We start from the raw sequence: 24949 nt of genomic DNA, 5'->3' as shown, positions 1-24949 counted from the left end.
CCTCCGTGTACTACACGGTGTCGGCGGCGTTCCGGTTCACCCGCAGCCCGAATCAGAGGGTGAGAATCCTCGGCCCGTCGTCGGTGACCGCAACGGTGTGCTCCCAGTGTGCGGCCCGGGAGCCGTCCGTGGTGACCACCGTCCAGTCGTCGTCGAGGATGCGCGTCTTCGCCGTGCCCAGAGTCAGCATCGGTTCGATCGCGAGCACGGAGCCGACGGCCAGGTGCGGTCCCCGCCCGGGCGAACCCTCGTTGGGCAGGAACGGGTCCATGTGCATCTCGCGGCCGATGCCGTGGCCGCCGTAGCCGGCGACGATGCCGAAGCTGCGGTCGTAACGCTTCTCGGCGGCATGGGTGCCGGCCTCGATGGCATGCGAGACGTCGGTCAATCGGTTGCCGGGCACCATCGCCGCGATTCCGGCCTCCATCGACTCGCGGGTGGCGGCCGAGAGGTTGGCGTCAGCCTCGATCAGGTCGCCGATGCCGAAGGTGACGGCGGAGTCACCGTGCCAGCCGTCGAGGATCGCACCGCAGTCGATCGACACCAGGTCGCCGGCGGCGAGCGTCTCCGTCGCCGACGGGATGCCGTGCACGACGCGGTCGTTCACCGACGAGCAGATGGTGGCCGGAAATCCGTGGTAGCCCAGGAACGACGGCACCCCGCCGCCGTCGCGGATCACCGCTTCGGCGACACGGTCCAGGTCGAGGGTCGACACGCCGGGCGCGGCAGCCTCCCGGACGGCACGCAGCGCGGCGGCCACCAAAGCACCGGCGGCGGCCATCGCGTCGAGTTCCCCGGCGGTCCGCTGGGGAACGACCTTGCGGCTGCGCAGCCCGGGTAGCGACACCATGGCTAGCGGCCGAGCGCCTTCAACGCGCGCGCGAACACCTCGTCGAGCTCGCCCACGGCGTCGACCGTGGTCAGCGAGTCGCGGTAGTGGTCGAGCAGCGGAGCCGTCTCCTCGCGGTACACCTTGAAGCGATTACGGATCACGTCCTCGGTGTCGTCGGCGCGGCCGCGGCCCTGCAGGCGGGACACCAGTTCCTCTTCGGGCACCTTGAATTCGACGACGGCGTCCAGCGACAGGTTGCGCTTGGCGAGCATCTGGTCCAGCGCCTCGGCCTGCTCCACCGAGCGCGGGTACCCGTCGAGGATGAAGCCGGCCTGGGCGTCCTCGTCGTCGAGCCGGTCGTCGACCAGCGCGTTCGTGAGCGAGGCCGGGACGAGATCGCCGGCGTCGAGGTACTTCTTGGCTTCCACACCCAGCTCGGTGTTGTTGCTGATGTTGTACCGGAACAGGTCGCCGGTGGAGACGTGCGGGACGCCGAGCTTGTCGGCCAGCTTCTGAGCCTGGGTTCCCTTGCCCGCGCCGGGCGGTCCCAACAACACGATTCTCACTTCAGGAACCCTTCGTAGTTGCGCTGCATGAGCTGGCTTTCGATTTGCTTGATGGTGTCCAGGGCGACGCCGATCGCGATCAGCACGGCGGTACCACCGAACGGCAGGTTCTGCACCGAACCGGTGTTGCCGATCTCCAGGAACAGGTTGGGCAGCACCGCGATGACACCCAGGTAGATCGAGCCGGGCAGCGTGATGCGAGACAGCACGAACCGCAGATAGTCCGCGGTCGGCTTGCCCGGCCTGATGCCCGGGATGAAGCCGCCGTACTTCTTCATCTCGTCGGCGCGTTCGTCGGGGTTGAACGTGACCGAGACATAGAAGTAGGTGAAGAACACGATCAGCCCGAAGTACAGGGCGATGTAGACCGGATCCGCCGGGTTGGTCAGGTAGTCGGCGACGAACGTCTGCCACCAGCCGGTGCCGGGGTTGTCGCTGGCGCTCTGGATCAACTGGGTGATCAGGTGCGGGATGTAGATCAGCGACGACGCGAAGATGACCGGGATGACGCCCGCCTGGTTCACCTTCAGAGGCAGGTAGGTCGACGTACCGCCGTACATCCGGCGGCCGACCATGCGCTTGGCGTACTGCACCGGGATACGGCGCTGCCCCTGCTCGACGAACACGACGCCGACGATGATGATCAGCGCCGCGACGCAGACCAGCGTGAACACCATGCCGCCGCGGCTGTCCAGGATGGTCTTGCCCTCGCTGGGGATGCGGGCCGCGATGCCGGCGAAGATCAGCAGCGACATACCGTTGCCGACGCCGCGCTCGGTGACCAGCTCGCCCATCCACATCACCAGCGCCGAACCGGCCGTCATCACCAGCACGATGATGATCAGGCGGAACAGGTTCATGCCCTCGCTCTGACCCTCGATGATGTCGAGCGTGCAGCCCTGCAGCAGACCGCCGTTGGCGGCCAGCGCCACGATCGAGGTGGACTGCAGGATCGCCAGCGCGATCGCGAGGTAGCGGGTGTACTGCGTCAGTTTCGCCTGGCCGGCCTGTCCTTCTTTCCGCAGCTGTTCGAAGCGCGGGATCACCACGCCGAGCAGCTGCACGATGATGCTGGCCGTGATGTAGGGCATGACGCCGACGGCGAATACCGACAGCTGCAGAAGCGCGCCGCCGGAGAACAGGTTGATGAGCGAGTAGATCTGTGCGGAGTCGCCGCCACTGACCTGCGCGATGCACTGCTGCACGTTGGGGTAGTTGACCCCGGGGGACGGGACCGTGGCACCCACCCGGTAGAGGATCACGACGCCGAGCGTGAACAGGATCTTTCGCCTCAGATCAGCTGTCCGCAGTGATGAGATGAAAGCCGAGAGCACTCTTTCCTCCTGCACGGCCAGCTGACGTTCGCGGCGTGCTCATGTGGCTGGCGTGACCAGCGTCGGTTAAGTCTTGTGCGCGACGGTCCCAGGCAGGCGAACGGCCTGCGCAGGTCACGCGTTGGAACAGTCTACGAGACTAACAGTTGCAACTTGGTTGCCCCGAATCTGACAGCCCCTCTCAGTCTGGGGGAATACAGTGCCGAGAGAACTTCGTTAACCGAACTAGCTAATTTTTGACGACAGGGAGGAGCCGCTGTGGCGCGCACCGACAACGACACCTGGGACCTGGCATCCAGCGTGGGAGCCACCGCGACGATGGTCGCCGCCGCACGAGCTGTGGCCAGCCGGGCCGACGAGCCCGTCATCAACGATCCGTTCGCCGAACCTCTGGTGCGCGCCGTGGGTGTCGACTTCTTCACCAAGCTCGCCACCGGCGAGCTGACCGCAGAGGACCTCGACGTGGACTCCGACGGCCAGAACCCCGTCGGCGTCACCAACTTCGCCGACATGATGGCCGCCCGCACGAAATTCTTCGACGAGTTCTTCGCCGACGCCGCGGCCGCCGGTGTCCGCCAGGCCGTCATCCTGGCCTCCGGCCTGGACGCGCGCGGTTACCGCCTGACCTGGCCCGCCGACATGGTGCTCTACGAGATCGACCAGCCGGACGTGATCGCGTTCAAACGGCAGACGCTGGCCGGTCTCGGGGCCGAACCCCGCACCGACCTCAGAACGGTGGCGATCGATCTGCGCGAGGACTGGGCGCGGGCGCTGGCCGAGGCCGGCTTCGACGCGAACCGGCCGACGGCGTGGATCGCCGAGGGCCTGATGGGTTATCTGCCGCCCGAGGCGCAGGACCGGCTGCTGGACCAGATCGGCGAGTTGAGTGCGCCGGGCAGCCGGCTGGCTGTCGAGGCGGTGCCCTCACAGCAGGAGGCCGATCAGCAGGAGGCGCGTGAGCGCATGCAGGCCTCCACGGATCAATGGCGCGAGCACGGCTTCGACCTGGAGTTCTCCGAGTTGGTGTTCTTCGGGGAGCGGGCCGACGTCGTCGAGTATCTGAGCGGCCACGGCTGGACCGCGCACGGCACACCGGCCAATGATCTGCTGCGCCGGTACGGGTTGACCCCCATCGACGCGGAGCAGGGCTTCGCCGACGTTTCCTACGTGAGCGCATCGAAGTAGGACCCCGTCATGGCCAGCGGCGCGAGGACAGACAACGATCAGTGGGATCTGGCGTCGAGTGTCGGCGCCACCGCGACGATGGTCGCGGCCGCCCGGGCGGTGGCCAGCCGCGAACCGGATCCGCTGATCGACGACCCGTTCGCCGCGCCGCTGGTGCGTGCGGTGGGCATCGACTTCTTCACCAAACTGGTCGACGGTGAGTTGACGCTCACCGAGACCGACGAGTCCGGGGCCGCCCAAGTCATGACGGACGTCATGGCAGTGCGGACCCGGTTCTTCGACGACTTCTTCGCCGACTCGGCCGCCGCCGGCATCCGGCAGGCGGTGATCCTGGCCTCCGGCCTGGATTCGCGGGCCTACCGGTTGGACTGGCCCTCGGGCACCGTGGTGTTCGAAATCGACCAGCCGCAGGTTCTCGAGTTCAAGGACGCCACATTGGCTGCGATCGGGGCGCGCCCGTCCGCCGACCGCCGCGCGGTCGCCGTCGACCTGCGCGACGACTGGCCCGCGGCGCTGCGCGGGCACGGCTTCGACTCTTCGGCACCGACGGCCTGGACCGCGGAAGGTCTGCTCGTCTACCTTCCGCCCGAGGCACAGGACCGGCTGTTCGACGCGATCACCGAGCTGTCGGCGCCCGGGAGCCGACTGGCCACCGAATACCACCCCGACGCCGGCGCCTCCCTCGGGCAACGGTCCCGCGCGATGCGCGAGCTCTGGAAGGAGCACGACAAGGACGGCAGCATCCCCGACCTCGGCGAGCTGTTCTATCCCGGCGAACGCACTCCCCCGGCCGACTACCTGACCGGACTGGGCTGGACGGTCAGCACCCGCCCGCGGCCCGAGGTGTTCGCCGCCTATGGGCGCACATTCGGCAGCGGAGAGGCGTTCGAGACGCTGAAGAACTCGCTGGCGCTGACGGCGGTGAAATCGTGAGCCGCACCGATGGAGACTCCTGGGATCTGGCGACCAGCGTCGGCGCGACCGCGACGTCGGTGGCCGCCTCGCGTGCCGCGGCGTCGCGCGGACCCGATCCGTTGATCGACGATCCTTACGCGCAGCTGCTCGTCGACGCCGTCGGCATGCCCGAATTCACCGCGTTGGCCCGCGGTGATGCCGAAGCGCTCGACGGTGCCCGCGAGTACATCGCCGTCCGGACCCGGTTCTTCGACTCCGCGCTGACGGATGCCGCTTCCGCCGGGGTGCGTCAGATCGTGATCCTGGCCTCCGGCCTGGACACCCGGGCTTACCGGTTGAGCTGGCCGGCCGGCACCACGGTCTTCGAGCTCGACCAGCCCCGCGTCATCGAGTTCAAGACCCGAGTGCTCTCCGACGCCGGGGTGACGCCGTCGGCGCACCGGGTGGCCATCGGCGTCGACCTGCGCGACGACTGGCCACAGGCATTGCGGGACAACGGTTTCGATCCCGGTCAGCCCAGCGCGTGGATCGCCGAGGGCCTGCTCATCTACCTTCCACCCGACGCCCAGGACCGGCTGCTCGACCACATCGGTGAGCTGTCGGCGCCGGGCAGCGTACTGGCCACCGAGCACATGGACACCGGCGCGATGACCGCGGACTGGGCCAAGGAGTTCAGTGAGCGCAGCCGCCGCCGCGGCAGCACCATCGACCTCTCGGAACTGTTCTACGCCGGCGAGCGCACCCCAGCCGGCGACCACCTGGCCCGCGCCGGTTGGCGGATCGATGTGCTGTCGAACGCCGACGCGTACGCCGCCCAGGGCTTCACCCCGCCCACCGACAATCTGCTCAGCATGCTCGGCGATTCCGGATACCTGACGGCCCGACGACAGGAGTGGTGATGGGCAGGCACGACCAGGATTCGTGGGATCTCGCCTCCAGCGTCGGGACGACCGCGACGCTGGTCGCCGCCGGCCGGGCGATGGCCACGGCCGCGCCCAACGCCCTCATCGACGACCCGTTCGCCGCTCCCCTGGTCCACGCGGTCGGCATCGACTTCTTCACCGCGATGGTCGACGGCCGGTTGGACGTGGCCGCGATGAGCGCACTGGACCCGGCACGGGCCGAGGCGATGATCAACGGGATGGCGGTCCGCACCCGCTTCTTCGACGACTGCGTGCTGGGCGCGACGGCCGCCGGCATCCGGCAGGTGGTGATCCTGGCCTCCGGCCTCGACGCGCGCGCCTACCGGCTGGCGTGGCCCGAGGACACCGTCGTGTTCGAACTCGACCAACCCGAGGTGATCGCGTTCAAATCCTCGACGCTGGCCGCGCTGGGCGCCGAACCGGCGGCCGACCGGCGTGCCATCGCCGTCGACCTGCGCGATGACTGGCCGAAGATGCTGCGCGACAACGGCTTCGACGCAGGAGCCCGCACCGCCTGGCTGGCGGAGGGTCTGCTGATCTATCTGCCACCAGACGCGCAGGACCAGCTGTTCGACCGCATCACCGCCCTGTCGGCGCCGGGCAGCACGATCACCACCGAATACGTGCCCGGCATCGTCGACCTCGACGAGGAGCGGGCGCGCGCGGCCTCGGCGCCGCTGCGCGAGCACGGCCTCGACATCGACATGCCGTCGCTGGTGTACACGGGGCCGCGCACCCCGGTCCCTGACTACCTGCGGTCGGCAGGCTGGCAGGTCACCGCCGCACCGCGTGACGAGCTGTTCACGCGGTACGGCAGGCCGCTGCCAGAAGACGGTGATGCAGGCGATCCGCTGGGCGAGATCGTCTACATCAGCGCCGAATTCGATGCCGAACTCAGTAGCGAGACGCCCCCAGCCACAGCACATTGACCCCGGTCAGCGATCGCTGAGACTGCTCGACCACGTCGCTCAGCGAGCGCACGGCCACCGCACTGAACAGCTCCGACAGCGACGCCGCCGCGGGCTGTGATGACGGCTTGGGCCGCAACATGTCTCGCAGGGACGACCCGGGCAGCTGCGTGATCGCGACCTTGGTGTCCTCGGCGATACCGGCCAGGGCCTTGGCCCGGGTGATCGCCGTGCGCAGGCCGCCGAGCTCGTCGACGAGGCCGCGCTCGAGCGCGTCGGCGCCCGTCCACACCCGGCCGCGGGCCACGGCGTCCACCGCCTCGGGGGTCATGCCGCGCCCCTCGGCCACCCGATGGACGAAGTCGGTGTAGAACAGGTCGGCCTCGGCTTCCACGTGGGCCTGCTGCTCGTCGGTGAACGGCGCATTGCTCGACCATGCGTCGGCGTTGGCGTTGGTGCGGACGGTGCCCGACCCGACGCCGAGCCGGTCCTTGAGCTCGCGGGCCACCAGCTTGCCGGTCACCACGCCGATCGAGCCGGTGATCGTGGCGGCGTTGGCGACGATCGCGTCGGCGGCCATCGACACGTAGTAGCCGCCCGAGGCGGCCACCGCACCCATCGACGCCACCACCGGCTTGCCCTGTTCCCGCAGCCGCACCACCTCACGCCAGATCGTCTCCGACCCGGTGACCGAGCCGCCGGGGCTGTCGACGCGCAGCACCACGGCAGCCACATCGTCGTCGGCTCCGGCCTGCCGCAGCGCCGCGGCGATGGTGTCCCCGCCGGCGCTCGCAGCGCCCAGCGGCGAGACGGGACGTCCCTTCCCGCTGACGATCGGACCGGCCAGCGTCACCACCGCGATCCCCCGCCGGCTGCGACCAGGCAGTGGCGGCGTCGGCATCGACGGCCGATTGGTGCGGGCGTAGCGGGACAGGAACAGCCGCGGGGCGGCCTCGCTGTCGTCGGCCGGCGCACCGGCCAGTTCGGCGATCCGCGTGTAGGCCTCGTCGCGGAACCCGATGCGGTCCACCAGCTTCGCCGTCACCGCATCGTCCCGCAGCAGCGGCGCCCGGTCCGCGAGACCGTCGAGCGCGTCGGGGTCGATGCCCCGCGACGCCGCGACCGCCTCCCACACCTGCGCGCGCAGGCTGTTGACCAGGGCCGTATCGGCTTCGCGGTGGGCCTCGGTGTACCCGTCCTGGGTGAAAAGGTTTGCCGCGGACTTGTATTCACCGCGGGCGGTGAACTGCGCCTCCACACCGAGCTTGTCGAGTGCATCCCGCAGGAACAGCGCACTAGTGGCGAAGCCGACCAGCCCGACGGTGCCCGACGGCTGCATCCACACCTCGCCGAATGCCGATGCCAGGTAGTACGACAGCGTGCCCGGATATGTCTCCGCCCATGCCAGCGATGGCTTGCGCTCGGTGAACGCCGCAATCGCCGCGCGCAACTCCTGCACGGGTCCCGGTGGGGCAGCGTCGATCTGGACGCGCGCGATGAGACCGGCAACGCGCGGGTCTTCGGCGGCGCGGTGGATCGCGGCGACGGTCTCGCGCAGCAGCAGCGGGCGGCTCGACCCGAGGATTCCCGTCACCACCGCGACGGGATCGAACCCGGCGGTCTCCGGCGGCGCCTGCTGCAGATCGATCTCCAGGATGACGCCGTCGGGCACCCCTTGATGACGGGCGGTGTCGACCTTACGAACCAGTTCGCGGACGTCGTCCAAGCCGGGGACGCCGGAGAGCACAGAAACCATGGCTCCGAGCGTACCGACGCCCGGACCGACGCTCAGCGCCCGACGAAGCGGGCCTGCTGCGGGCAGTACGCCTGCACCGACAGTTTCAGCAGGCTGCCTGCTTGCGCGCGATCGAGACCGCGGCTGGACAGTTGGGTGACCACCCCACGCACCGCGGGCACCGGGTTGACGCTGTTGGCGGCCAGGCTGGAGGTCAGCAGCTCGCAGACCTGCTTGCCGACGGCAGGCAGATCAGTGTTCGGCGCGAAGGGGATGCCCAGCTTGGTCACCGCGGCGGTGAATGCCTCATCAGTGGTCTGCGCCTGAGCGGGGGCCGCCGCACCGAGGGCGACCCCGGCGGCGACGAACGCCGCGACTGCGCGCCGGTTGATCATTGTCGAGCTGCTCCTTTGGTCTCCCCGTCGGTGACTCCATCGCCCCTGGCCGCCACGACGTTACCGTCCACCAACCAAAAACCCCCGCCGGAGCGGGGGTCAGTGGCTGTGTATCGCCTTACAGTTCGGTGGCGCTGCCGCCGGCGGCGGTGATCGCCTCGCGGGCACTACCGCTGAACTTGTGCGCGGTGACGTCGACCTTGGCCGACAGCTTGCCGTCGCCGAGAACCTTCACCAGAACGTTCTTGCGGACCAGGCCGTTGGCCACCAGCTCGTCGACACCGATGGTGCCGCCCTCGGGGAACGCCTTGGCGATGTCGCCGACGTTGACGACGCCGTACTCGGTGCGGAACCGGTTACGGAAGCCCTTGAGCTTCGGCAGGCGCATGTGGATCGGCATCTGGCCGCCCTCGAAGCCCACCGGGACGTTCTTGCGGGCGCCGGTGCCCTTGGTGCCGCGGCCCGCCGTCTTGCCCTTCGAGCCTTCACCGCGACCCACGCGGGTCTTCGGCGTCTTCTCCCCGGGAGCCGGCCGCAGGTCGTGCAGCTTGATCGGAGCCATGGGTTAAACCTCCTCCACCGTGACGAGGTGGTGCACGGTCTTGATCAGTCCGCGTGTCTGCGCGTTGTCCTCGCGCACCACGGACTGGCGGATCTTGCGCAACCCGAGGGTGCGCAGGGTTTCCCGCTGCTTCCAGCGCGAACCGATGGTGCTGCGCACTTGGGTGATCTTGAGTTCTGCCATGTTCCTAAGCCGTTCCCTCACGCGCGGCGCCTGCAGCTGCAGCCTCGGCCTCACGACGAGCCCGGAGCATGCCGGCGGGCGCCACATCTTCGATCGGCAGGCCGCGGCGAGCCGCGACCTCTTCGGGGCGCTGCAACAGCTTCAGCGCGGCGACGGTCGCGTGCACCACGTTGATCGCATTGTCGCTGCCCAGCGACTTGGCCAGCACGTCGTGCACGCCGGCGCATTCCAGCACCGCGCGGCACGCGCCACCGGCGATGACACCGGTACCGGGGCTGGCCGGACGCAGCATCACGACACCGGCCGCAGCCTCACCCTGCACAGGATGGGTCACGGTGCCGCCGATCAGCGGGACGCGGAAGAAGTTCTTGCGCGCTTCCTCGACACCCTTGGCGATCGCGGCGGGGACCTCTTTGGCCTTGCCGTAGCCGACGCCGACCATGCCCTTGCCGTCGCCGACGATCACCAGCGCGGTGAAGCTGAACCGGCGACCACCCTTGACGACCTTCGAGACGCGGTTGATCGCGACGACGCGCTCCAGGTACTGGCTCTTCTCGCGGTCGTCACGTCCGCCCCGGCCACCGCGATCATCGCGGCGACCCCGGCCACCGTCACGGCCACCGCCGCGATTGTCCTGCGCCGAACCGGCGCCAGCCTGCTCGGCCATCATGCAGTCCTCTCGTTGTACGTCATCAGAACTTCAACCCGCCTTCGCGCGCCGCGTCGGCCAGTGCCGCGATCCGTCCGCCGTAGGTGTTGCCACCGCGGTCGAACACGACCTGATCGATGCCGGCGGCCTTGGCGCGCTCGGCGATCAGCTGGCCCACCCGCGTGCTGGCGGCCTTCTTGTCACCCTCGAGGGCACGCACGTCGGCCTCGATGGAGGAGGCCGCCGCTAGCGTGACGCCCTGGGCGTCGTCGACCAGCTGCACATGGATGTGCCGCGACGAGCGGTTGACCACCAGGCGGGGCCGCTCGGCGGTGCCGGCGACCTTCTTGCGCAGCCGCGCATGCCGGCGCGTCCGCGCCGTCCGGCGGATCTGAGACACGTTCTTGCCGACCGGGGTGTGCCCGGTCGCTGCTGGGGTTTTGGTGTTGGTAGCCATCTACTACTTACCTGTCTTTCCGACCTTGCGGCGGATCTGCTCGCCTTCGTAGCGGATGCCCTTGCCCTTGTAGGGATCGCTCTTGCGGAGGCGACGGATGTTCGCCGCGATCTGGCCGACGGCCTGCTTGTCGATACCGGAGATCGAGAACTTCGTCGGCGTCTCCACCGCGAAGGTCACGCCCTCGGGCGCGTTGATCAGCACCGGGTGGCTGTAGCCCAGGGCGAACTCGAGGTCGCTGCCCTTGGCCACCACGCGGTAACCGACGCCGAAGATCTCCATCTTGGTGGTGTAGCCCTGCGTCACGCCGGTCACCAGGTTGGCGATCAGCGTGCGGGACAGTCCGTGCAGCGAGCGGTTGCGCCGCTCGTCGTTGGGCCGGGTCACCACGATGGCGCCGTCGTCGCCGCGGGACACCTCGATCGGCTCGGCCACGTCCAGGGTCAGCGTGCCCTTGGGGCCCTTGACCGCGACGTTGCGTCCGTTGATGGTGACGTCGACACCGGCGGGAACCGGGACCGGCTGCTTTCCAATGCGAGACATGTGACTAGTCCTCCCTCACCACACGTAGGCGAGGACTTCGCCGCCGACGCCCTCACGGGAGGCCTGGCGATCGGTCCTCAGACCGGACGACGTGGAAATGATGGCCACACCGAGCCCGCCGAGCACGCGCGGCAGGTTGGTGGACTTGGCGTACACGCGCAGACCGGGCTTGCTCACCCGGCGCAGGCCGGCGATGCTGCGTTCCCGGCTGGGCCCGTACTTGAGCTGCACGACGAGGGACTTGCCCACGCGGGCGTCCTCGGTGCGGTAGTCGCTGATGTACCCCTCGGACTTCAGGATCTCGGCGATGTTGGCCTTGATCTTGCTGTGCGGCAGGGTCACTTCATCGTGGTACGCCGAGTTGGCGTTGCGCAGACGTGTCAGGAAGTCTGCGATCGGATCCGTCATGGTCATGACAGCCGGTTCACCTTTCTCGCGGCGGTTCCCAGGTATTCGGGCCTACCGCAACATGTTTCGTGGGTTGGGCTGGCTTACCAGCTGGACTTCTGGACGCCGGGCAGTTCGCCGGCGTGCGCCATCTCGCGAAGGCAGATGCGGCACAGGCCGAACTTGCGGAACACCGCGTGCGGGCGACCGCAGCGGTTGCAGCGCGTGTAGCCCCGCACCTTGAACTTGGGCTTCTTGTTGGCCTTGTTGACCAGAGCCTTCTTTGCCATTGCTCAGTTCTCCTTGAACGGGAAGCCCAGCGCCCGCAGAAGCGCCCGACCTTCGTCGTCGTTGGTCGCCGTGGTGACGACGGTGATGTCCATGCCGCGCGGCCGATCGATGCTGTCCACGTCGATCTCGTGGAACACCGACTGCTCGGTCAGTCCGAAGGTGTAGTTGCCGGTGCCGTCGAACTGCTTGCCGTTGAGGCCGCGGAAGTCGCGGATACGGGGCAGGGAGATGGAGATCAGCCGGTCGAGGAATTCCCACATGCGGTCGCCGCGCAGCGTGACGCGGGCACCGATGGGCATGCCCTCGCGCAGCTTGAACTGGGCGATGGACTTGCGGGCGCGACGGATCTCGGGCTTCTGGCCGGTGATCAGCGCCAGGTCGTTGACCGCGCCGTTGATCAGCTTCGCGTCACGGGCGGCGTCACCGACACCCATGTTGACGACAACCTTGACCACGCCCGGGATCTGCATGACGTTGGCGTAGCCGAATTCCTTCTGCAGCGCGTCGCGGATCTCTTCGCGGTAGCGCTGCTTCAGGCGGGGCAGGGCTTTGGTCTCAACAGTGGTCATGTCAGATGTCCTTGCCGTTGGTCTTGGCGATGCGGACCTTCTTGCCGGTCTCGTCGTCGATGCGGTAGCCGACGCGGGTCGGCTTGCCGTCGGAATCGAGCAGCATCACGTTGGACACCGCGATCGCGGCTTCCTGGGTGACGATGCCGCCCGACGAGGCGCCCCGCTCGTTGGCGGACTGCGCGGTGTGCTTCTTGATCCGGTTCACGCCCTCGACCAGCACCTTGTCGCGCTCGGGGTAGGCCACCAGGACCTTGCCCTTGGCGCCCTTGTCCTTGCCCGAGATGACGAGCACGGTGTCGCCCTTACGAACCTTCATCACAACACCTCCGGGGCGAGCGAAACGATCTTCATGAACTTCTTCTCGCGCAGCTCGCGACCGACGGGCCCGAAGATGCGGGTGCCACGCGGATCGTTGTCGGCCTTGATGATGACGGCGGCGTTCTCGTCGAACTTGATGTAGCTGCCGTCGGCGCGGCGGCGTTCCTTGACGGTGCGCACGACGACGGCCTTGACGACGTCGCCACGCTTGACGTTGCCGCCGGGGATGGCGTCTTTGACGGTGGCCACGATGACATCACCGATGCCGGCGTAGCGCCGCGACGAGCCACCGAGAACGCGGATGCACAAGATCTCCTTGGCGCCCGTGTTGTCGGCGACCTTGAGCCGCGATTCCTGCTGAATCACTCGATCTCCTCGACCTGGGTTTTCGTATGCACGCAGGATTACCGACCCTGACGTGCGCGGTCTGTGTCACCTAAAGAGCACGCAGGGTTTTCTCCGTCAGAATGAACGTGAGATAACCGAGGTCTGCCCTAGGCAACCCCTACATACTAGGTGAGCTCGGCGAATGCACCAAATCGCTGGTCAGAGGGGACCTGCGACGCACCGGAAGCCGATGTGCGTGGTGGCGCTGTCCTGTGACTGCGGGGAACGTGCGGTCGGCCGGTAGCGGTGACAGTACTCCGGGGCGCACAGGTGGGAGCCGCCCTTGAGCGCCTGGTTCACCGCCGGGTCGGGCACAGCATCCGGGCCGGCAGGTCCACAGCACGAGTCGACCCGTCCGTCGAGCTGGTGGTGTCCGGTGAACCGGGTGGTGGTCCATTCCCAGACGTTGCCGATCATGTCGACCAGTCCGTAGGCGTTGGGTGCGTACGTGCCCACCGGGGTCGTGCCGATGCGGCCGGTGTGGCGGTACGGGAAGTCGCCCTGCCAGATGTTGGCCATCTGCTCCCCGCCCGGGGCCGCCTCGTCGCCCCAGGGATAGATGGTGCTCGCACCGCCGCGGGCGGCGAATTCCCACTCCGCCTCGGTGGGTAGCCGTCGGCCGGCCCAGCGGGCGTAGGCCAGCGCGTCGGCGTAACAGACCTGCACCACAGGGTGATCAGGCTCGACGGTGCTGCCCGGCCCGTAAGGCCGCCGCCAGTTCGCGCCGGGCACCCACTCCCACCACTGCCGCCAGTCGCGCAGGTCGACCGGACCGCGCGTGGGCCGGAACACGAGCGCGCCGGGTACCAGATCGGCGGGCGTCGCACCGGGATAGGCCGCCGGATCGGGGGCGATCTCGGCGACCGTGCGATAGCCGGTGTCGGCGACGAATGCGGCGAATTGGGCGTTGGTGACAGGGTGCCGTTCGATCGCGAACGGCTCGACGGTGACGGTGTGCGCCGGTGCCTCTTCGGGATAGAACTGCGTCGATCCCATCCGGAATCGTGCGCCGTCGAGCGTGACGAGCTCGGTCAGCATGGCGTTCAGGGTAGGCCGATCCTCAGTCCCCCGGTCGGCACCGCCGCCGCCGCATCGAAGTCGGGGGTGCCGGTCGGCGCCTCGGCGTACACCGCGATCAGATAGCCCGGCACGTGCACGATGCGGGCCTCATAGACGACCTCGTCGAGCTGGCCCATGAGCTTCTGCCCGCTGAACCCGCAGGTTTGCGCGGGCAGGAGGCTCAGCGTGCTCAACTCACTCTCGGCGGTCAGGTCGTCGGCGTATCGGCGAAACGCCTGCGCCGGACCCATCGGTGTCGCCGTGATCGTCACGGTGCCCGACATTCCTCGGCCCTGCATCGTCACCCCGTCTTGCGCCGGCGTCGCGGTCCACCCGTCAGGCACTCCGACCACCACGGTGGGCGCCTTCGGATTGTCGATGCGCACGTCGACCGGGACGCCCACCGGCGCACAGTCCTCGTCGCTCGTCGCCGCAGGGGTCGGAACGACACCCGGCACGTCGTCGGTCGGCACCGCCGAAGACGCAGCGGCCATTGAGGATTCGGCAGGCCGCATGATCGGCGAGCCGTCACTGCCGCGGACACACGACGGGAGCAGCAGCGCTGTTCCCGCCGCCAGCAGCGCCAGTGCACCGCGAACCACGTCAGTCCTTGGCGAAGGCCCGCGCGAAATCTCGTTCCAGGTCGGCGTACGGCGCACCGGAGACGTCGATCTTCACCTGGGCGATGGTGCCGCCGGTGAACGGGAACGGCGCGGCGTACGCGCGCGTCACCGGTGACCCGTTGTTGGCCCCCACACTCAGACTGGCGGCGGCCAGACCGAAAGTGCCCGGGTGCACGCGCATGTCGCGGTAGTCGGCCACCTTGGTGTCGTCGATGTAGAGGGCGCCGTCGCCGATCGGGGTGTGGCTGCCTTCAGCAGTCCCGGTCCGCGTGAACGCGAAACCCAGCACGTGCTGCCCGGGAGTCAGCGGATCGGATGACGACAGGGTCTGCTCCTGTTCGCCGAGGAAGTTGTAGCAGAAGTGCAGCCGATGCCCCTGCACGTACATCACGTAACCGCCATGTGCTCCACCGTGTTTGACGATGACACCATCGGCATCGACATCGTCGTCATCGACGGTGACCTCCGCCATCACCGCGAACGATCGTCCGCGCAACTCCACGACGGCACCCATCCCGACGTCGGCGGTTCCGGGGTAGTAGACGTAGGAATCCCGTTCACCGGCGATGTACGGCCGCCACCGCGTCATGGTCTCGAGCATGTTCAGATCGCTCAGCGGCAACCCGTTGTACTTGGCCGCCTCGGCAAACCACAGATCGACCATCTCCGAGAGCTTCTCGGGGTGCTCGGCGGCCAGATCCCGACACTGGCTCCGGTCGGCCTCGATGTGGAACAACTCCCAGCGGTCGGCGTCGAAGTGCGACCAGCCCGCGGGCGACGCGGCGTGCACGGTGTTGGCGAACCAGCCCCTGTGCCAGACGCCACGTGTGCCGAGCATCGTGTAGAACTGTGTTTCCTTACCCGTCGGCGCATGCGGATTGTCCAGCGCCACTTTGAAACTCACACCGTCGAGCGGCTTCTGCGGCACCCCGCGCACGATCGCCGGCGGAGTGATCTCCAGCAGGTCGTACACGGTGGGCGTGATGTCGGCGACGTTGACGTAGTTGTCCCTCACCTCGCCGTGCGCGGCGATTCCCTTGGGCCAGGACAGGATCGCAGTGTCGGCGATGCCGCCCTCGTGGGAGGCGTAGCGCTTGTAGAGCTTGTAGGGGGTGTTGAACGCCATCGCCCAGCCGATCGGGTAATGGTTGTAGGTCTCCGGCCCGCCGAGATCGTCGAAGTGCTTCAGGCTTTCCTCGACCGAATCGATGTACCCGTTGAAGAACTTGACCTCGTTGACCGATCCGTTCGGTCCGCCTTCCCCGCTGGCGCCGTTGTCGGAGATCACGACGATGATCGTGTTGTCCAGCTGGCCCGATTCCTCGAGATAGTCCAGGACGCGGTTGATCTGGTCGTCGGTGTAGGACAGGAAACCGGCGAACACCTCGGCCATCCTGCTGAACAACCGCTTCTCGTCGTCGTCGAGGTCATCCCACGGCCGCACGGTGTCCTGCGCCGGCCACGGCTCACCGTTCGGACCCGTGACATCCGAATACGGATTCATCGGGGAGAGTTCGGTGTCGGGTGGGACGATTCCGAGCCGCTTCTGGTTCTCCAGCACGATCTCGCGGTACCGCTCGTAACCCATGTCGAAGACCCCGGCGTAGCGGTCGGCCCACTCGGCGAACACGTGGTGCGGCGCATGCCCGGCGCCCGGGCACAGGTAGGTGAACCACGGCTTGTCCGGCGCGATCACCTTGGCGTCCCTGATGAACTCGATCGTCTTGTCGGCCAGGTCTTTCGACAGGTGGTAGCCCTCCTCGGGCGTCGCCGGCGGCGGAACCGGATGGTTGTCGTAGACCAGCTCGGGATACCACTGGTCGGTCTCCCCGCCCATGAATCCGTAGAACCGTTCGAAGCCCCGGCCCAGCGGCCAATGCCGTTTGGTCGACGCGAGATTGGACTCCTCGAGTGGCGTGAGGTGCCACTTGCCCACGCAGTAGGTGTTGTAACCGTTCTCGGCCAGCACCTCCGACAGCAGTGCGGTGTCGAACGGTATTCGCCCGTTGCAGTTGGGGAAACCGTCGGTGAACTCCTCGATGGTGGCCATTCCGACCGTCGTCGCGTTACGTCCGGTCAGCAGCGAGGCGCGCGTGGGGCTGCACAGTGCGGTGGTGTGGAATTGGGACAGGCGCACGCCCCGTTCGGCTATCCGGCTCATCGCAGGCATGTTGACCAGCCCACCGAAGCAGTCCCACGTCGCGATACCCGTGTCGTCCCACACCAAATACAGGACATTGGGCGCCTCGGGCTGGGCCACGGGCGCCGCGTACGGACCCCAGTCGGGTTCGGAATCCCGGATGTCGAGTTCGATCTTGCCGTTGAAGTCCGAGGTCATAGCGCCGGACAGTACACCCAGCGAACCCCCCTGGCAGGCAGAAACCCCCGCAGCCAATTGGCGTGCGGGGGTTCTGACAGCTCGTGCCGTGCGGCTACTTGGCCCTCTCGAGGACCTCGACCAGGCGCCAGCGCTTGGTCGCCGACGTCGGCCGGGTCTCCATCAGAGACACGCGGTCGCCGATACCGGCGTCGCCGTTCTCGTCGTGGGCCTTGACCTTCGTCGTGGTCCGGATGATCTTGCCGTACAGCGGGTGCATCTTGCGGGACTCGAGCTCGACCACGATGGTCTTCTGCATCTTGTCCGACACGACGTAACCGATGGCGGTCTTGCGGCGACCGCGCGACTCCTCGGTCCGCGGGGTGTGCTTGTCACCCTTCGTTTCTGCCATTAGGAATCCTCACCTCCGGGTCCGGCGGCCAGACCCAACTCACGTTCGCGCAGCACGGTGTACACCCGTGCGATCTCCTGCCGGACGACACGCAGCCGGCGGTTGTTGGCAAGCTGGCCGGTCGCCATCTGGAAGCGCAGGTTGAACAGCTCTTCCTTCGACTCGCGGAGCTTGTCGGTCAGTTCGTCGTCGGTGAGCTCACGGAGCTCTCCCGTCGAAACTCCTACTGCCATCAGAAGGTCTCCTCTCTGGTGACGATGCGAGCCTTGATCGGCAGCTTGTGGATGGCGCGGGTCAGAGCGTCCCGGGCGATCTTCTCGTCGGGGTAGCTCAGCTCGAACAGCACGCGGCCGGGCTTGACGTTGGCCACCCACCACTCCGGCGAACCCTTACCGGAACCCATGCGGGTCTCGGCGGGCTTCTTGGTCAGCGGACGGTCGGGGAAGATGTTGATCCACACCTTGCCGCCACGCTTGATGTGCCGGTTGATGGCGATACGGGCGGACTCGATCTGCCGGTTGGTGATGTAGGCGTGCTCCAGAGCCTGGATGCCGTAGTCACCGAAGCTGACCGTGGTGCCGCCGCTGGCGACGCCGCGCTGCCGCGGGTGGTGCTGCTTGCGGTGCTTGACCTTGCGGGGAATCAGCATGACTAGCTCTCCGTGCTTTCCGGGGCGGGTGCGCCCGCGGTCGCTTCGACGGCTGCGGGTGCTTCTGCTGGGCTCTCGGTGGCGGCCCGGCCGGCGTCGGTGCTCGTCGCCGTGGTGCCCGACGCGCCGCTGCGGCGCGGACGGGTACCCGACGGACGCTCGCGACGCGGGCGGTCCGCGGACGGTGCGGCGGCGGTCAGCTCACGCTTGCCACCGACGATGTCGCCCTTGTAGATCCAGACCTTCACGCCGATCCGGCCGAAGGTGGTCTTTGCCTCGTAGAGGCCGTAGTCGATGTCGGCGCGCAGCGTGTGCAGCGGGACTCGACCTTCGCGGTAGAACTCCGAGCGGCTCATCTCGGCGCCGCCGAGGCGACCCGAGCACTGCACCCGGATGCCCTTGACGTTGGGCTGGCGCATCGCCGACTGGATCGCCTTGCGCATCGCGCGGCGGAACGCCACGCGGTTGCTCAGCTGCTCGGCCACGCCCTGGGCCACCAGCTGGGCCACCGACTCGGGGTTCTTGACCTCGAGGATGTTCAGCTGCACCTGCTTCTTGGTGAGCTTCTCCAGGTCGGCGCGGATGCGGTCGGCCTCGGTGCCGCGGCGGCCGATGACGATGCCGGGGCGGGCGGTGTGGATGTCGACCCGCACGCGGTCACGCGTGCGCTCGATCTCGACGTCGGCGATGCCGGCGCGCTCCAGGCCCGTGGCCAGCAGCTTACGGATTGCGACGTCTTCCTTGATGTAGTCCGCGTACTGCTTGTCCGCGAACCACCGCGACTTCCACTCGGTGGTGATGCCGAGCCGGAAACCGTGCGGATTGATCTTCTGACCCACTACTCCGAGCCTCCCTTGTTGCTGGCGGCCTTGCTGGCCTGCGCGCGGCGTGCACGCGCTGTGGACGCGGACGCGCCGCCTCTGGCGGACCGGCTCGGACGACTCTCCACGATCACGGTGATGTGGCTGGTGCGCTTGCGAATCCGGTAGGCGCGACCCTGCGCGCGCGGCCGGATGCGCTTGGCCGTCGGGCCCTCGTCGGCGTAGACGGTGGCGACGACCAGCGTGGAGGGATCGAGCCCCTCGTTGTTCTGCGCGTTCGCAGCGGCGCTGGCGATCACCTTGGCGACCGGCTCGCTGGCGGCCTGGGGCGCCCAGCGGAGGATGTCGAGGGCTTCCTCGACGCTCTTGCCGCGGACCAGGTCGATGACGCGCCGTGCCTTGGTCGCCGAGACGCGCACGAAGCGCGCCTTCGCGCTCGCGGACGGGTATTCAATCGCTGTAGTCATTACCGCCTCTTGGACTTCCGGTCGTCCTTGATGTGACCCTTGAAGGTGCGGGTGGGGGCGAACTCGCCCAGCTTGTGCCCGACCATCGACTCGGTGACGAACACCGGCACGTGCTTGCGACCGTCGTGGACGGCGAAGGTGTGGCCGATGAAGTCCGGGATGATGGTGGACCGGCGCGACCAGGTCTTGATGACCTGCTTGGTGTTCTTCTCGTTCTGTACGTCGACCTTCTTCAGCAGATGGTCGTCGACGAACGGGCCCTTCTTCAGGCTGCGTGGCATCGCTTTACTCCCTAGCGCTTATTCTTGCCGGTGCGCCGGCGACGGACGATGAGCTTGTCGCTCGCCTTGTTCGGCTTGCGGGTGCGGCCCTCGGGCTTACCCCACGGGCTGACCGGGTGGCGGCCGCCGGAGGTCTTGCCTTCACCACCGCCGTGCGGGTGGTCGACCGGGTTCATCACGACACCACGGACGGTGGGGCGCTTGCCCTTCCAGCGCATACGGCCGGCCTTGCCCCAGTTGATGTTCGCCTGCTCGGCGTTGCCGACCTCGCCGACAGTGGCGCGGCAGCGCACGTCGACGCGGCGGATCTCACCGCTGGGCATACGCAGCGAGGCGTAGGTGCCTTCCTTACCGAGCAGCTGGATGCTGACACCGGCCGAGCGGGCCAGCTTCGCGCCGCCGCCGGGCCGCAGCTCCACAGCGTGGATCACGGTGCCGGCGGGGATGTTGCGCAGCGGCAGGTTGTTGCCCGGCTTGATGTCGGCGTTGGCGCCCGACTCGATGATCGTGCCCTGCTTGAGGCCCTGCGGCGCGATGATGTAGCGCTTCTCGCCGTCCAGGTAGTGCAGCAGCGCGATGTTCGCGGTGCGGTTCGGGTCGTACTCGATGTGTGCGACCTTGGCGTTGACGCCGTCCTTGTCGTGGCGACGGAAGTCGATGACGCGGTAGGCGCGCTTGTGGCCGCCACCCTTGTGCCGGGTGGTGATGCGGCCGTGTGCGTTGCGGCCGCCCTTGCCGTGCAGCGGACGAACCAGCGACTTCTCCGGATGGTCACGCGTGATCTCGGCGAAATCGGAGACGCTCGAGCCGCGGCGACCTGGAGTCGTCGGCTTGTACTTACGAATAGCCATCTTGTGTATCTCCCTGCCGGACTAGGCCGGCGCTCCGAACAGATCGATGGATTTGCTGCCCGCGGCGAGCGTCACGATCGCGCGCTTGGTGTCCTTGCGCTTGCCGAAACCGGTGCGGGTGCGCTTGCGCTTGCCCTGCCGGTTGGCGGTGTTCACCGAGGCGACCTTGACGTTGAAGATCTTCTCGACGGCGATCTTGATCTGTGTCTTGTTCGAGTCCGGGTGCACGACGAACGTGTACACGTTGTCCTCGATGAGCCCGTAGGACTTCTCCGAGATCACCGGGGCCAGGATGATGTCGCGGGGATCGGTCACGGTAGCCATCAGGCCGACACCTCACTATCCGTCTTCTTGGTTGCGCCTGCGATGTACGCGTTGAGCGCCTCGACGCTGAAGATCACGTCGTCGGCCTTGAGCACGTCGTAGGTGTTCAGCTGGTCCGGCGAGATCACATGCACGCCAGGCAGATTGCGCACGCTCAGTGCGCTGTTCTCGTCGGTGCGGCCGATCACGACCAGGACCTGCTTGCGATCGGTCAGCGTCGCCAGGAACGACTTCGCGCTCTTGGTCGACGGCGCCTGGCCCTCGACGATCTCGGTGATCGCGTGGATGCGGTCGTTGCGTGCCCGGTCTGACAGCGCGCTGCGCAGGGCAGCGGCGATCATCTTCTTGGGCGTGCGCTGGCTGTAGTCGCGCGGCTGCGGGCCGTGCACGACGCCACCACCGGTGAACTGCGGCGCGCGAGTCGAGCCCTGGCGGGCGCGGCCGGTGCCCTTCTGGCGGTAGGGCTTCTTGCCACCACCGGAGACCTGGCCACGCGTCTTGGTCGCGTGCGTGCCCTGGCGCTTGGCGGCGAGCTGAGCCGTCACCACCTGGTGCATCAGCGCGATGTTGGGCTCGACGTCGAACAGCTCGGCGGGCAGCTCGATCGAGCCGTCCTTCGTGCCGGCCGGGGTCTGAACATCAATGTTGAGTGTCATGCCTTCTCGCCTCGCTTGATTGCGCTGCGGACAACGACCAGTCCACCGTTACGACCGGGGACGGCGCCTTTGATCAGCAGCACGCCGTTCTCGGCGTCCACCTTGTGCACCTTCAGGTTCTGCGTGGTCACACGGTCACTACCCATGCGGCCCGACATGCGCGTGCCCTTGAACACGCGGCCCGGGGTGGCGCAGCCACCGATCGAGCCCGGCCGGCGGTGCACGGCCTGCGCACCGTGGCTGGCGCCCTGACCCTTGAAGCCGTGGCGCTTCATGGTGCCCGCGAAGCCCTTGCCCTTGCTGGTGCCGGTCACGTCGACGTATGCGCCGTCGGCGAAGATCTCGGCGGTCAGCTCCTGGCCGACCTCGTACTCGGCGGCCGCGGCCTCGTTCTCCAGGCGCAGCTCGGCGAGATGCCGGCGCGGGTTGATCCCGGCGGCGGCGAACTGACCGGTCACCGGCTTGGTGACCTTGCGGGGGCTGATCTCGCCGTAGGCGAGCTGCACCGCGCTGTAGCCGTCGCGCTCCGGGGTGCGGATGCGCGTCACGACGTTGGGCCCGGCCTTGACGACCGTCACCGGCACGACCTTGTTGTTCTCGTCGAACACCTGCGTCATGCCCAGCTTGGTGCCCAAAATGCCTTGTCTAGCCATTTTTCTGGGTTCTCCTACTGGATGTTGACGTCGACGCTGGCCGGCAGGTCGATGCGCATCAGCGCGTCGACCGTCTTCGGCGTGGGGTCGAGAATGTCGATCAACCGCTTGTGGGTGCGCATCTCGAAGTGTTCCCGCGAGTCCTTGTACTTGTGCGGGGACCGAATGACGCAGTACACGTTCTTCTCGGTCGGCAGCGGCACCGGGCCGACCACACTCGCTCCCGTCCGGGTGACCGTCTCGACGATCTTGCGCGCAGAGGCGTCAATCGCCTCATGGTCGTAGGCCTTGAGCCTGATGCGGATCTTTTGTCCCGCCACGCTTCTCCTACCTCACTACTAACGGGCCCTCGAAGGGCCTGGCTGTGCCGCCGCTGTTTACCTGTCTGTGGTTCACCGGCCCCCGCGGTCGGGTGTGTCGCCCGTACACGGATGGGGGACCGGACGCGCCCCGCGAGGGGCGCCAGTCGCATGCCAGGGCCAGGCGAACCCGGCTCAAGGCAACCCGAACAGTATGCCTCAGATCGGCGCGTGCTCCAAATCCCTGGTCAGACCGAACTTACCCAAGAGTAAGGTCGCGGTCGTGACGAGTTCTCCCACCTACCGCGCCTGGCAGCAGCTCGACCGGGTGCCCGGCGGATCCCGGCTGTTCTCGCTGGCCGCCATGGCCCGAGTGCCCTACTTCGCCTCGATCCTCCCCCACGTCCGGCGGATGGAGCCGGGCGTGGCCGAGGTGTCGGTGCCCAAGTGGTTCTTCCTCCACAACCACCTGGGCACGGTGCACGCGATCGCGTCGTGCAACGCGGCAGAGGCCGCGATGGGGATGCTGATGGAGGCGACGGTGCCGACGACGCACCGATGGATCCCGAAATCGATGACCGTCGCCTACCTGCAGAAGGCGACGACGTCACTGCGCGCGACGGCGCGACTCGATCCGCTGGACTTCACCCAGATCACCGAGGGTGTCGAGCTCGTGATCCCGGTGAGCGTCGTCGACGACAACGGCGTCGAGGTGGTGCACGCCGACATCACCTGCTGGGTCACTCCCGCCTGAGCTAGGAGATGCCGTCCCAGAAGTCGCACTGGTGGGTCGCACGGAACGTGTCTGCCATGCGGCTGCCGTCGGGTTGCAGCGACATCACCCGGTTGCCGTCACCGAACGCGTCCCACCGCGGCTGACCGTCGGTGTCGGGCGACGCGTTCTTCACGAACGACGCCCAGTAGTCGATCATCTGGTCGGCCAGCTTCTGCTGTGCGGGATCGAGCGGCAGCGCGGGCCCTACGTCGAAGAGGTATCGCAGTTCCAGAGAGTGGCTCGCGCCGACGGGGAACGGCAGGGTCTTCAGCGGTTCGGGGGCCGGGGCGGCGCGGTCGTTGAACTCGTAGAAGTAGACCGGGTCGTCGCGGATCGCGCGCGCCAACCGGTCACCGAGACAGGAGAAGACGCCGTCGGTGACGGCCGCGGAGTATGCGAGCGGAACGTCCGGGTAGGCCGACAACGGATAGCGCTCCTCGACGGCGCGGGCGTTGCGCCCGAACGCGCCGGTCAGCAGCCGCGGGTAATCCTGCGGCCCGTAGCGCACCCCGTCGCGGAGGTACTGCATGCCGACGAACAGGGTGAACTCGTCGCGGGTGGTGCCGATCAGCACCGGAACCCGCTGCGCGTCGGGACCGCCGATCGCCCGCACAGGGTCCACCGGCAGCGCGGCCGAACCTGTGACCGGGCCACTGAGCTGGTCGTCCCCTATGCCGTAGAGCCACACCGGCTCACGCAGCGCGTCGGCGGGCAGCGACCTCAGGCATTGCGCGGCCGCGGCGGGGTCGGCGCACCCGTGATCGGCCGCGTAGGCCAGCGACCGGTCCTGCCCGGCCGGCAGCACCGCCTGCGCCTGGCACGGCCCACTCTGGATGATGGCCGCCGAGAACAGGCACCGCGAGCCGGGTGCGACGAGGTGATCGCAGACCGACATTCCGCCTGCGGACTCCCCCGCGATCGTCACGCGGTCGGGGTCACCGCCGAACGCGGCGATGTTGTCGCGGACCCACCGCAGCGCCGCTTGTTGATCGGCCAGCCCGTAGTTGCCGACCTGACCGGGCGGGCCCAGCGCGGGGTGGGCCAGGAAGCCCAGGGCGCCGAGCCGGTAGTTGAGAGTGACGACGATGACGTCGCCGCGGGCGGCCAGCCGGTGTGCGTCGTAGATGCGGCCGCTGCCGTTGACGAACGCCCCGCCGTGAATCCACACCATCACCGGACGCGGCTGTGACGCCGGCGCGGGCGGCGTCCAGACGTTGAGGCTCAGACAGTCCTCGTCGGTCTGGCGGCCGAGTTCGAGATCCCCGCCCAGGCTCTGCATGCAGCGCGGACCGAATGTCGTGGCGTTGCGGACGCCCGGCCACGGGGCCGGCGGCTGCGGATCGGCGAAGCGCAGCGGCCCGACGGGCGGGGCGGCGTACGGGATGTCGGCAAAGAGCCGGTGATCTGGCGCGACGACGCCGCGCAGGGTGCCCGACGCGATCTGCACCACGGCCGGGTCGGCGGGCGGAGCCGACGCGGCCTCGCTCTGTCCGTCACTGCGGACGCAGCCGGCCAGCAGCACCACTGCCGACAGGAGGGCTGTAAGGCTGGCAAGCAGCCGCGTCCATCGCACAGCCGCGAGCCTAGATGGCGATGATGATGGACAACTCGACGAGAGGA

General features: G+C 67.9%; 35 protein-coding genes. 5 read left to right on the top strand and 30 right to left on the bottom strand.

Annotated features, from left to right (window positions below; translation table 11 throughout):
• Positions 1–52: 52 nt before the first annotated feature.
• Genes map through secY form a run of 3 tightly spaced genes read right to left on the bottom strand, consistent with a single transcriptional unit; the run spans position 53 to position 2732 of the window.
• Positions 53–850: a type I methionyl aminopeptidase gene (map, locus tag ACZ50N_RS05670; protein WP_464474868.1), complete on the bottom strand. Its 798-nt coding sequence runs from the start codon at positions 848–850 to the stop codon at positions 53–55.
• A gap of 2 nt (positions 851–852) precedes the next feature.
• A complete protein-coding gene (locus tag ACZ50N_RS05665; RefSeq protein ID WP_046362701.1) occupies positions 853–1398 on the bottom strand; it encodes an adenylate kinase in 546 nt (181 codons plus the stop codon).
• Complete coding sequence (gene secY / locus ACZ50N_RS05660) at positions 1395–2732, bottom strand: preprotein translocase subunit SecY (protein ID WP_046362700.1); 1338 nt, start codon at positions 2730–2732, stop codon at positions 1395–1397. The genes ACZ50N_RS05665 and secY overlap by 4 nt, the downstream gene beginning before the upstream one ends.
• Positions 2733–2990: 258 nt before the next feature.
• On the opposite strand from secY, the gene ACZ50N_RS05655 reads away from it, so the two are divergent.
• From ACZ50N_RS05655 to ACZ50N_RS05640, 4 genes are read left to right on the top strand one after another with little or no spacing between them, the layout of a single operon-like run.
• Complete coding sequence (locus ACZ50N_RS05655; RefSeq protein WP_073682386.1) at positions 2991–3917, top strand: SAM-dependent methyltransferase; 927 nt, start codon at positions 2991–2993, stop codon at positions 3915–3917.
• 9 nt (positions 3918–3926) lie between these two features.
• The gene (locus ACZ50N_RS05650; protein WP_048424706.1) at positions 3927–4850 is read left to right on the top strand and encodes a class I SAM-dependent methyltransferase; all 924 of its coding nucleotides are present in this window, start codon (positions 3927–3929) and stop codon (positions 4848–4850) included.
• Positions 4847–5731, top strand: a complete 885-nt coding sequence (locus tag ACZ50N_RS05645; protein ID WP_464474867.1) for an SAM-dependent methyltransferase — start codon at positions 4847–4849, stop codon at positions 5729–5731. The genes ACZ50N_RS05650 and ACZ50N_RS05645 overlap by 4 nt, the downstream gene beginning before the upstream one ends.
• Positions 5731–6684 (top strand): class I SAM-dependent methyltransferase, encoded by a 954-nt coding sequence (locus ACZ50N_RS05640; RefSeq protein WP_464474866.1) that lies wholly within the window; start codon positions 5731–5733, stop codon positions 6682–6684. The genes ACZ50N_RS05645 and ACZ50N_RS05640 overlap by 1 nt, the downstream gene beginning before the upstream one ends.
• Here ACZ50N_RS05640 and sppA read toward each other — a convergent pair.
• From sppA to rpsJ, 26 genes are all read right to left on the bottom strand, one after another.
• Positions 6650–8419, bottom strand: a complete 1770-nt coding sequence (gene sppA / locus ACZ50N_RS05635) for a signal peptide peptidase SppA (protein WP_464474865.1) — start codon at positions 8417–8419, stop codon at positions 6650–6652. The genes ACZ50N_RS05640 and sppA overlap by 35 nt on opposite strands.
• Positions 8420–8451: 32 nt before the next feature.
• Positions 8452–8793 carry a DUF732 domain-containing protein gene (locus ACZ50N_RS05630; protein WP_133413581.1) on the bottom strand — a complete coding sequence of 114 codons (342 nt, stop codon included), beginning with the start codon at positions 8791–8793 and terminating at the stop codon, positions 8452–8454.
• A 118-nt stretch (positions 8794–8911) separates the two neighbouring features.
• Complete coding sequence (rplO, locus tag ACZ50N_RS05625; RefSeq protein ID WP_464474864.1) at positions 8912–9355, bottom strand: 50S ribosomal protein L15; 444 nt, start codon at positions 9353–9355, stop codon at positions 8912–8914.
• Between the two features lie 3 nt (positions 9356–9358).
• Entirely contained in the window at positions 9359–9538 is a 180-nt protein-coding gene (rpmD, locus tag ACZ50N_RS05620; protein ID WP_046362692.1) for a 50S ribosomal protein L30, read from the bottom strand.
• A 4-nt stretch (positions 9539–9542) separates the two neighbouring features.
• Positions 9543–10205, bottom strand: a complete 663-nt coding sequence (gene rpsE, locus ACZ50N_RS05615) for a 30S ribosomal protein S5 (protein ID WP_048425044.1) — start codon at positions 10203–10205, stop codon at positions 9543–9545.
• A gap of 25 nt (positions 10206–10230) precedes the next feature.
• Positions 10231–10644 carry a 50S ribosomal protein L18 gene (gene rplR / locus ACZ50N_RS05610; RefSeq protein WP_046362690.1) on the bottom strand — a complete coding sequence of 138 codons (414 nt, stop codon included), beginning with the start codon at positions 10642–10644 and terminating at the stop codon, positions 10231–10233.
• A gap of 3 nt (positions 10645–10647) precedes the next feature.
• On the bottom strand, positions 10648–11187 hold the full coding sequence (rplF, locus tag ACZ50N_RS05605; protein ID WP_464474863.1) for a 50S ribosomal protein L6: 540 nt from the start codon (positions 11185–11187) through the stop codon (positions 10648–10650).
• A gap of 15 nt (positions 11188–11202) precedes the next feature.
• A complete protein-coding gene (gene rpsH, locus ACZ50N_RS05600) occupies positions 11203–11601 on the bottom strand; it encodes a 30S ribosomal protein S8 (RefSeq protein WP_011895861.1) in 399 nt (132 codons plus the stop codon).
• A 77-nt stretch (positions 11602–11678) separates the two neighbouring features.
• On the bottom strand, positions 11679–11864 hold the full coding sequence (locus ACZ50N_RS05595; RefSeq protein ID WP_011778599.1) for a type Z 30S ribosomal protein S14: 186 nt from the start codon (positions 11862–11864) through the stop codon (positions 11679–11681).
• 3 nt (positions 11865–11867) lie between these two features.
• Complete coding sequence (gene rplE / locus ACZ50N_RS05590) at positions 11868–12434, bottom strand: 50S ribosomal protein L5 (protein ID WP_043405794.1); 567 nt, start codon at positions 12432–12434, stop codon at positions 11868–11870.
• Position 12435: 1 nt separating this feature from the next.
• Entirely contained in the window at positions 12436–12753 is a 318-nt protein-coding gene (rplX, locus tag ACZ50N_RS05585; RefSeq protein WP_046362688.1) for a 50S ribosomal protein L24, read from the bottom strand.
• On the bottom strand, positions 12753–13121 hold the full coding sequence (gene rplN, locus ACZ50N_RS05580) for a 50S ribosomal protein L14 (RefSeq protein ID WP_024440402.1): 369 nt from the start codon (positions 13119–13121) through the stop codon (positions 12753–12755). Before rplN ends, rplX begins: the two co-directional genes overlap by 1 nt.
• A 180-nt stretch (positions 13122–13301) precedes the next feature.
• On the bottom strand, positions 13302–14180 hold the full coding sequence (locus ACZ50N_RS05575) for a formylglycine-generating enzyme family protein (protein ID WP_073682392.1): 879 nt from the start codon (positions 14178–14180) through the stop codon (positions 13302–13304).
• A 5-nt stretch (positions 14181–14185) separates the two neighbouring features.
• Positions 14186–14803 (bottom strand): hypothetical protein, encoded by a 618-nt coding sequence (locus tag ACZ50N_RS05570; protein WP_464474862.1) that lies wholly within the window; start codon positions 14801–14803, stop codon positions 14186–14188.
• Between the two features lies 1 nt (position 14804).
• Positions 14805–17162 carry an arylsulfatase gene (locus ACZ50N_RS05565; protein WP_464474861.1) on the bottom strand — a complete coding sequence of 786 codons (2358 nt, stop codon included), beginning with the start codon at positions 17160–17162 and terminating at the stop codon, positions 14805–14807.
• Positions 17163–17256: 94 nt separating this feature from the next.
• On the bottom strand, positions 17257–17553 hold the full coding sequence (gene rpsQ / locus ACZ50N_RS05560; protein WP_046362684.1) for a 30S ribosomal protein S17: 297 nt from the start codon (positions 17551–17553) through the stop codon (positions 17257–17259).
• Positions 17553–17786, bottom strand: a complete 234-nt coding sequence (gene rpmC, locus ACZ50N_RS05555) for a 50S ribosomal protein L29 (protein ID WP_046362683.1) — start codon at positions 17784–17786, stop codon at positions 17553–17555. The genes rpsQ and rpmC overlap by 1 nt, the downstream gene beginning before the upstream one ends.
• Positions 17786–18202 carry a 50S ribosomal protein L16 gene (rplP, locus tag ACZ50N_RS05550; protein ID WP_046362682.1) on the bottom strand — a complete coding sequence of 139 codons (417 nt, stop codon included), beginning with the start codon at positions 18200–18202 and terminating at the stop codon, positions 17786–17788. The genes rpmC and rplP overlap by 1 nt, the downstream gene beginning before the upstream one ends.
• A gap of 2 nt (positions 18203–18204) precedes the next feature.
• Entirely contained in the window at positions 18205–19041 is an 837-nt protein-coding gene (gene rpsC / locus ACZ50N_RS05545) for a 30S ribosomal protein S3 (protein ID WP_046362681.1), read from the bottom strand.
• Positions 19041–19490 carry a 50S ribosomal protein L22 gene (gene rplV, locus ACZ50N_RS05540; protein ID WP_046362680.1) on the bottom strand — a complete coding sequence of 150 codons (450 nt, stop codon included), beginning with the start codon at positions 19488–19490 and terminating at the stop codon, positions 19041–19043. Before rplV ends, rpsC begins: the two co-directional genes overlap by 1 nt.
• A complete protein-coding gene (gene rpsS, locus ACZ50N_RS05535; protein ID WP_011739061.1) occupies positions 19490–19771 on the bottom strand; it encodes a 30S ribosomal protein S19 in 282 nt (93 codons plus the stop codon). The genes rplV and rpsS overlap by 1 nt, the downstream gene beginning before the upstream one ends.
• A gap of 11 nt (positions 19772–19782) precedes the next feature.
• Positions 19783–20622 (bottom strand): 50S ribosomal protein L2, encoded by an 840-nt coding sequence (gene rplB, locus ACZ50N_RS05530; RefSeq protein WP_046362679.1) that lies wholly within the window; start codon positions 20620–20622, stop codon positions 19783–19785.
• Between the two features lie 21 nt (positions 20623–20643).
• Positions 20644–20946 carry a 50S ribosomal protein L23 gene (gene rplW, locus ACZ50N_RS05525; protein WP_046362678.1) on the bottom strand — a complete coding sequence of 101 codons (303 nt, stop codon included), beginning with the start codon at positions 20944–20946 and terminating at the stop codon, positions 20644–20646.
• The gene (gene rplD, locus ACZ50N_RS05520) at positions 20946–21602 is read right to left on the bottom strand and encodes a 50S ribosomal protein L4 (protein ID WP_464474860.1); all 657 of its coding nucleotides are present in this window, start codon (positions 21600–21602) and stop codon (positions 20946–20948) included. The genes rplW and rplD overlap by 1 nt, the downstream gene beginning before the upstream one ends.
• Complete coding sequence (rplC, locus tag ACZ50N_RS05515) at positions 21599–22255, bottom strand: 50S ribosomal protein L3 (RefSeq protein WP_043405756.1); 657 nt, start codon at positions 22253–22255, stop codon at positions 21599–21601. The genes rplD and rplC overlap by 4 nt, the downstream gene beginning before the upstream one ends.
• Positions 22256–22269: 14 nt before the next feature.
• Positions 22270–22575 carry a 30S ribosomal protein S10 gene (gene rpsJ, locus ACZ50N_RS05510; protein WP_003883485.1) on the bottom strand — a complete coding sequence of 102 codons (306 nt, stop codon included), beginning with the start codon at positions 22573–22575 and terminating at the stop codon, positions 22270–22272.
• 262 nt (positions 22576–22837) lie between these two features.
• Here rpsJ and ACZ50N_RS05505 point away from each other — a divergent pair, with 262 nt between their 5' ends.
• A complete protein-coding gene (locus tag ACZ50N_RS05505) occupies positions 22838–23308 on the top strand; it encodes a hotdog fold domain-containing protein (protein WP_046362676.1) in 471 nt (156 codons plus the stop codon).
• A gap of 1 nt (position 23309) precedes the next feature.
• On the opposite strand, the gene ACZ50N_RS05500 is transcribed toward ACZ50N_RS05505, so the two are convergent.
• Complete coding sequence (locus ACZ50N_RS05500) at positions 23310–24902, bottom strand: carboxylesterase/lipase family protein (protein ID WP_464474859.1); 1593 nt, start codon at positions 24900–24902, stop codon at positions 23310–23312.
• Positions 24903–24949 lie beyond the last annotated feature (47 nt).

Source organism: Mycolicibacterium obuense (assembly GCF_055397605.1).
This window is presented reverse-complemented; position numbering and strand designations above follow the sequence as displayed.

What these genes read in the sequence shown, in the direction of transcription:
- rpsE (WP_048425044.1), bottom strand. Translation starts at nt 10,205, where the DNA reads ATGGCCGAGCAGGCTGGCGCCGGTTCGGCGCAGGACAATCGCGGCGGT.
- rpmD (WP_046362692.1), bottom strand. Translation starts at nt 9,538, where the DNA reads ATGGCAGAACTCAAGATCACCCAAGTGCGCAGCACCATCGGTTCGCGC.
- ACZ50N_RS05565 (WP_464474861.1), bottom strand. Translation starts at nt 17,162, where the DNA reads ATGACCTCGGACTTCAACGGCAAGATCGAACTCGACATCCGGGATTCC.
- map (WP_464474868.1), bottom strand. Translation starts at nt 850, where the DNA reads ATGGTGTCGCTACCCGGGCTGCGCAGCCGCAAGGTCGTTCCCCAGCGG.
- rpsQ (WP_046362684.1), bottom strand. Translation starts at nt 17,553, where the DNA reads ATGGCAGAAACGAAGGGTGACAAGCACACCCCGCGGACCGAGGAGTCG.
- ACZ50N_RS05595 (WP_011778599.1), bottom strand. Translation starts at nt 11,864, where the DNA reads ATGGCAAAGAAGGCTCTGGTCAACAAGGCCAACAAGAAGCCCAAGTTC.
- rplX (WP_046362688.1), bottom strand. Translation starts at nt 12,753, where the DNA reads ATGAAGGTTCGTAAGGGCGACACCGTGCTCGTCATCTCGGGCAAGGAC.
- rpmC (WP_046362683.1), bottom strand. Translation starts at nt 17,786, where the DNA reads ATGGCAGTAGGAGTTTCGACGGGAGAGCTCCGTGAGCTCACCGACGAC.
- rplP (WP_046362682.1), bottom strand. Translation starts at nt 18,202, where the DNA reads ATGCTGATTCCCCGCAAGGTCAAGCACCGCAAGCAGCACCACCCGCGG.
- rpsS (WP_011739061.1), bottom strand. Translation starts at nt 19,771, where the DNA reads ATGCCACGCAGCCTGAAGAAGGGCCCGTTCGTCGACGACCATCTGCTG.
- rplF (WP_464474863.1), bottom strand. Translation starts at nt 11,187, where the DNA reads ATGTCTCGCATTGGAAAGCAGCCGGTCCCGGTTCCCGCCGGTGTCGAC.
- rplO (WP_464474864.1), bottom strand. Translation starts at nt 9,355, where the DNA reads ATGGCTCCGATCAAGCTGCACGACCTGCGGCCGGCTCCCGGGGAGAAG.
- rplE (WP_043405794.1), bottom strand. Translation starts at nt 12,434, where the DNA reads ATGACCACTGTTGAGACCAAAGCCCTGCCCCGCCTGAAGCAGCGCTAC.
- rplW (WP_046362678.1), bottom strand. Translation starts at nt 20,946, where the DNA reads ATGGCTACCGTGACCGATCCCCGCGACATCATCCTGGCCCCGGTGATC.
- rplC (WP_043405756.1), bottom strand. Translation starts at nt 22,255, where the DNA reads ATGGCTAGACAAGGCATTTTGGGCACCAAGCTGGGCATGACGCAGGTG.
- ACZ50N_RS05650 (WP_048424706.1), top strand. Translation starts at nt 3,927, where the DNA reads ATGGCCAGCGGCGCGAGGACAGACAACGATCAGTGGGATCTGGCGTCG.
- rplR (WP_046362690.1), bottom strand. Translation starts at nt 10,644, where the DNA reads ATGGCTACCAACACCAAAACCCCAGCAGCGACCGGGCACACCCCGGTC.
- rplV (WP_046362680.1), bottom strand. Translation starts at nt 19,490, where the DNA reads ATGACTACAGCGATTGAATACCCGTCCGCGAGCGCGAAGGCGCGCTTC.
- ACZ50N_RS05575 (WP_073682392.1), bottom strand. Translation starts at nt 14,180, where the DNA reads ATGCTGACCGAGCTCGTCACGCTCGACGGCGCACGATTCCGGATGGGA.
- rpsH (WP_011895861.1), bottom strand. Translation starts at nt 11,601, where the DNA reads ATGACCATGACGGATCCGATCGCAGACTTCCTGACACGTCTGCGCAAC.
- rplD (WP_464474860.1), bottom strand. Translation starts at nt 21,602, where the DNA reads ATGACACTCAACATTGATGTTCAGACCCCGGCCGGCACGAAGGACGGC.
- ACZ50N_RS05630 (WP_133413581.1), bottom strand. Translation starts at nt 8,793, where the DNA reads ATGATCAACCGGCGCGCAGTCGCGGCGTTCGTCGCCGCCGGGGTCGCC.
- rplB (WP_046362679.1), bottom strand. Translation starts at nt 20,622, where the DNA reads ATGGCTATTCGTAAGTACAAGCCGACGACTCCAGGTCGCCGCGGCTCG.
- ACZ50N_RS05640 (WP_464474866.1), top strand. Translation starts at nt 5,731, where the DNA reads ATGGGCAGGCACGACCAGGATTCGTGGGATCTCGCCTCCAGCGTCGGG.
- sppA (WP_464474865.1), bottom strand. Translation starts at nt 8,419, where the DNA reads ATGGTTTCTGTGCTCTCCGGCGTCCCCGGCTTGGACGACGTCCGCGAA.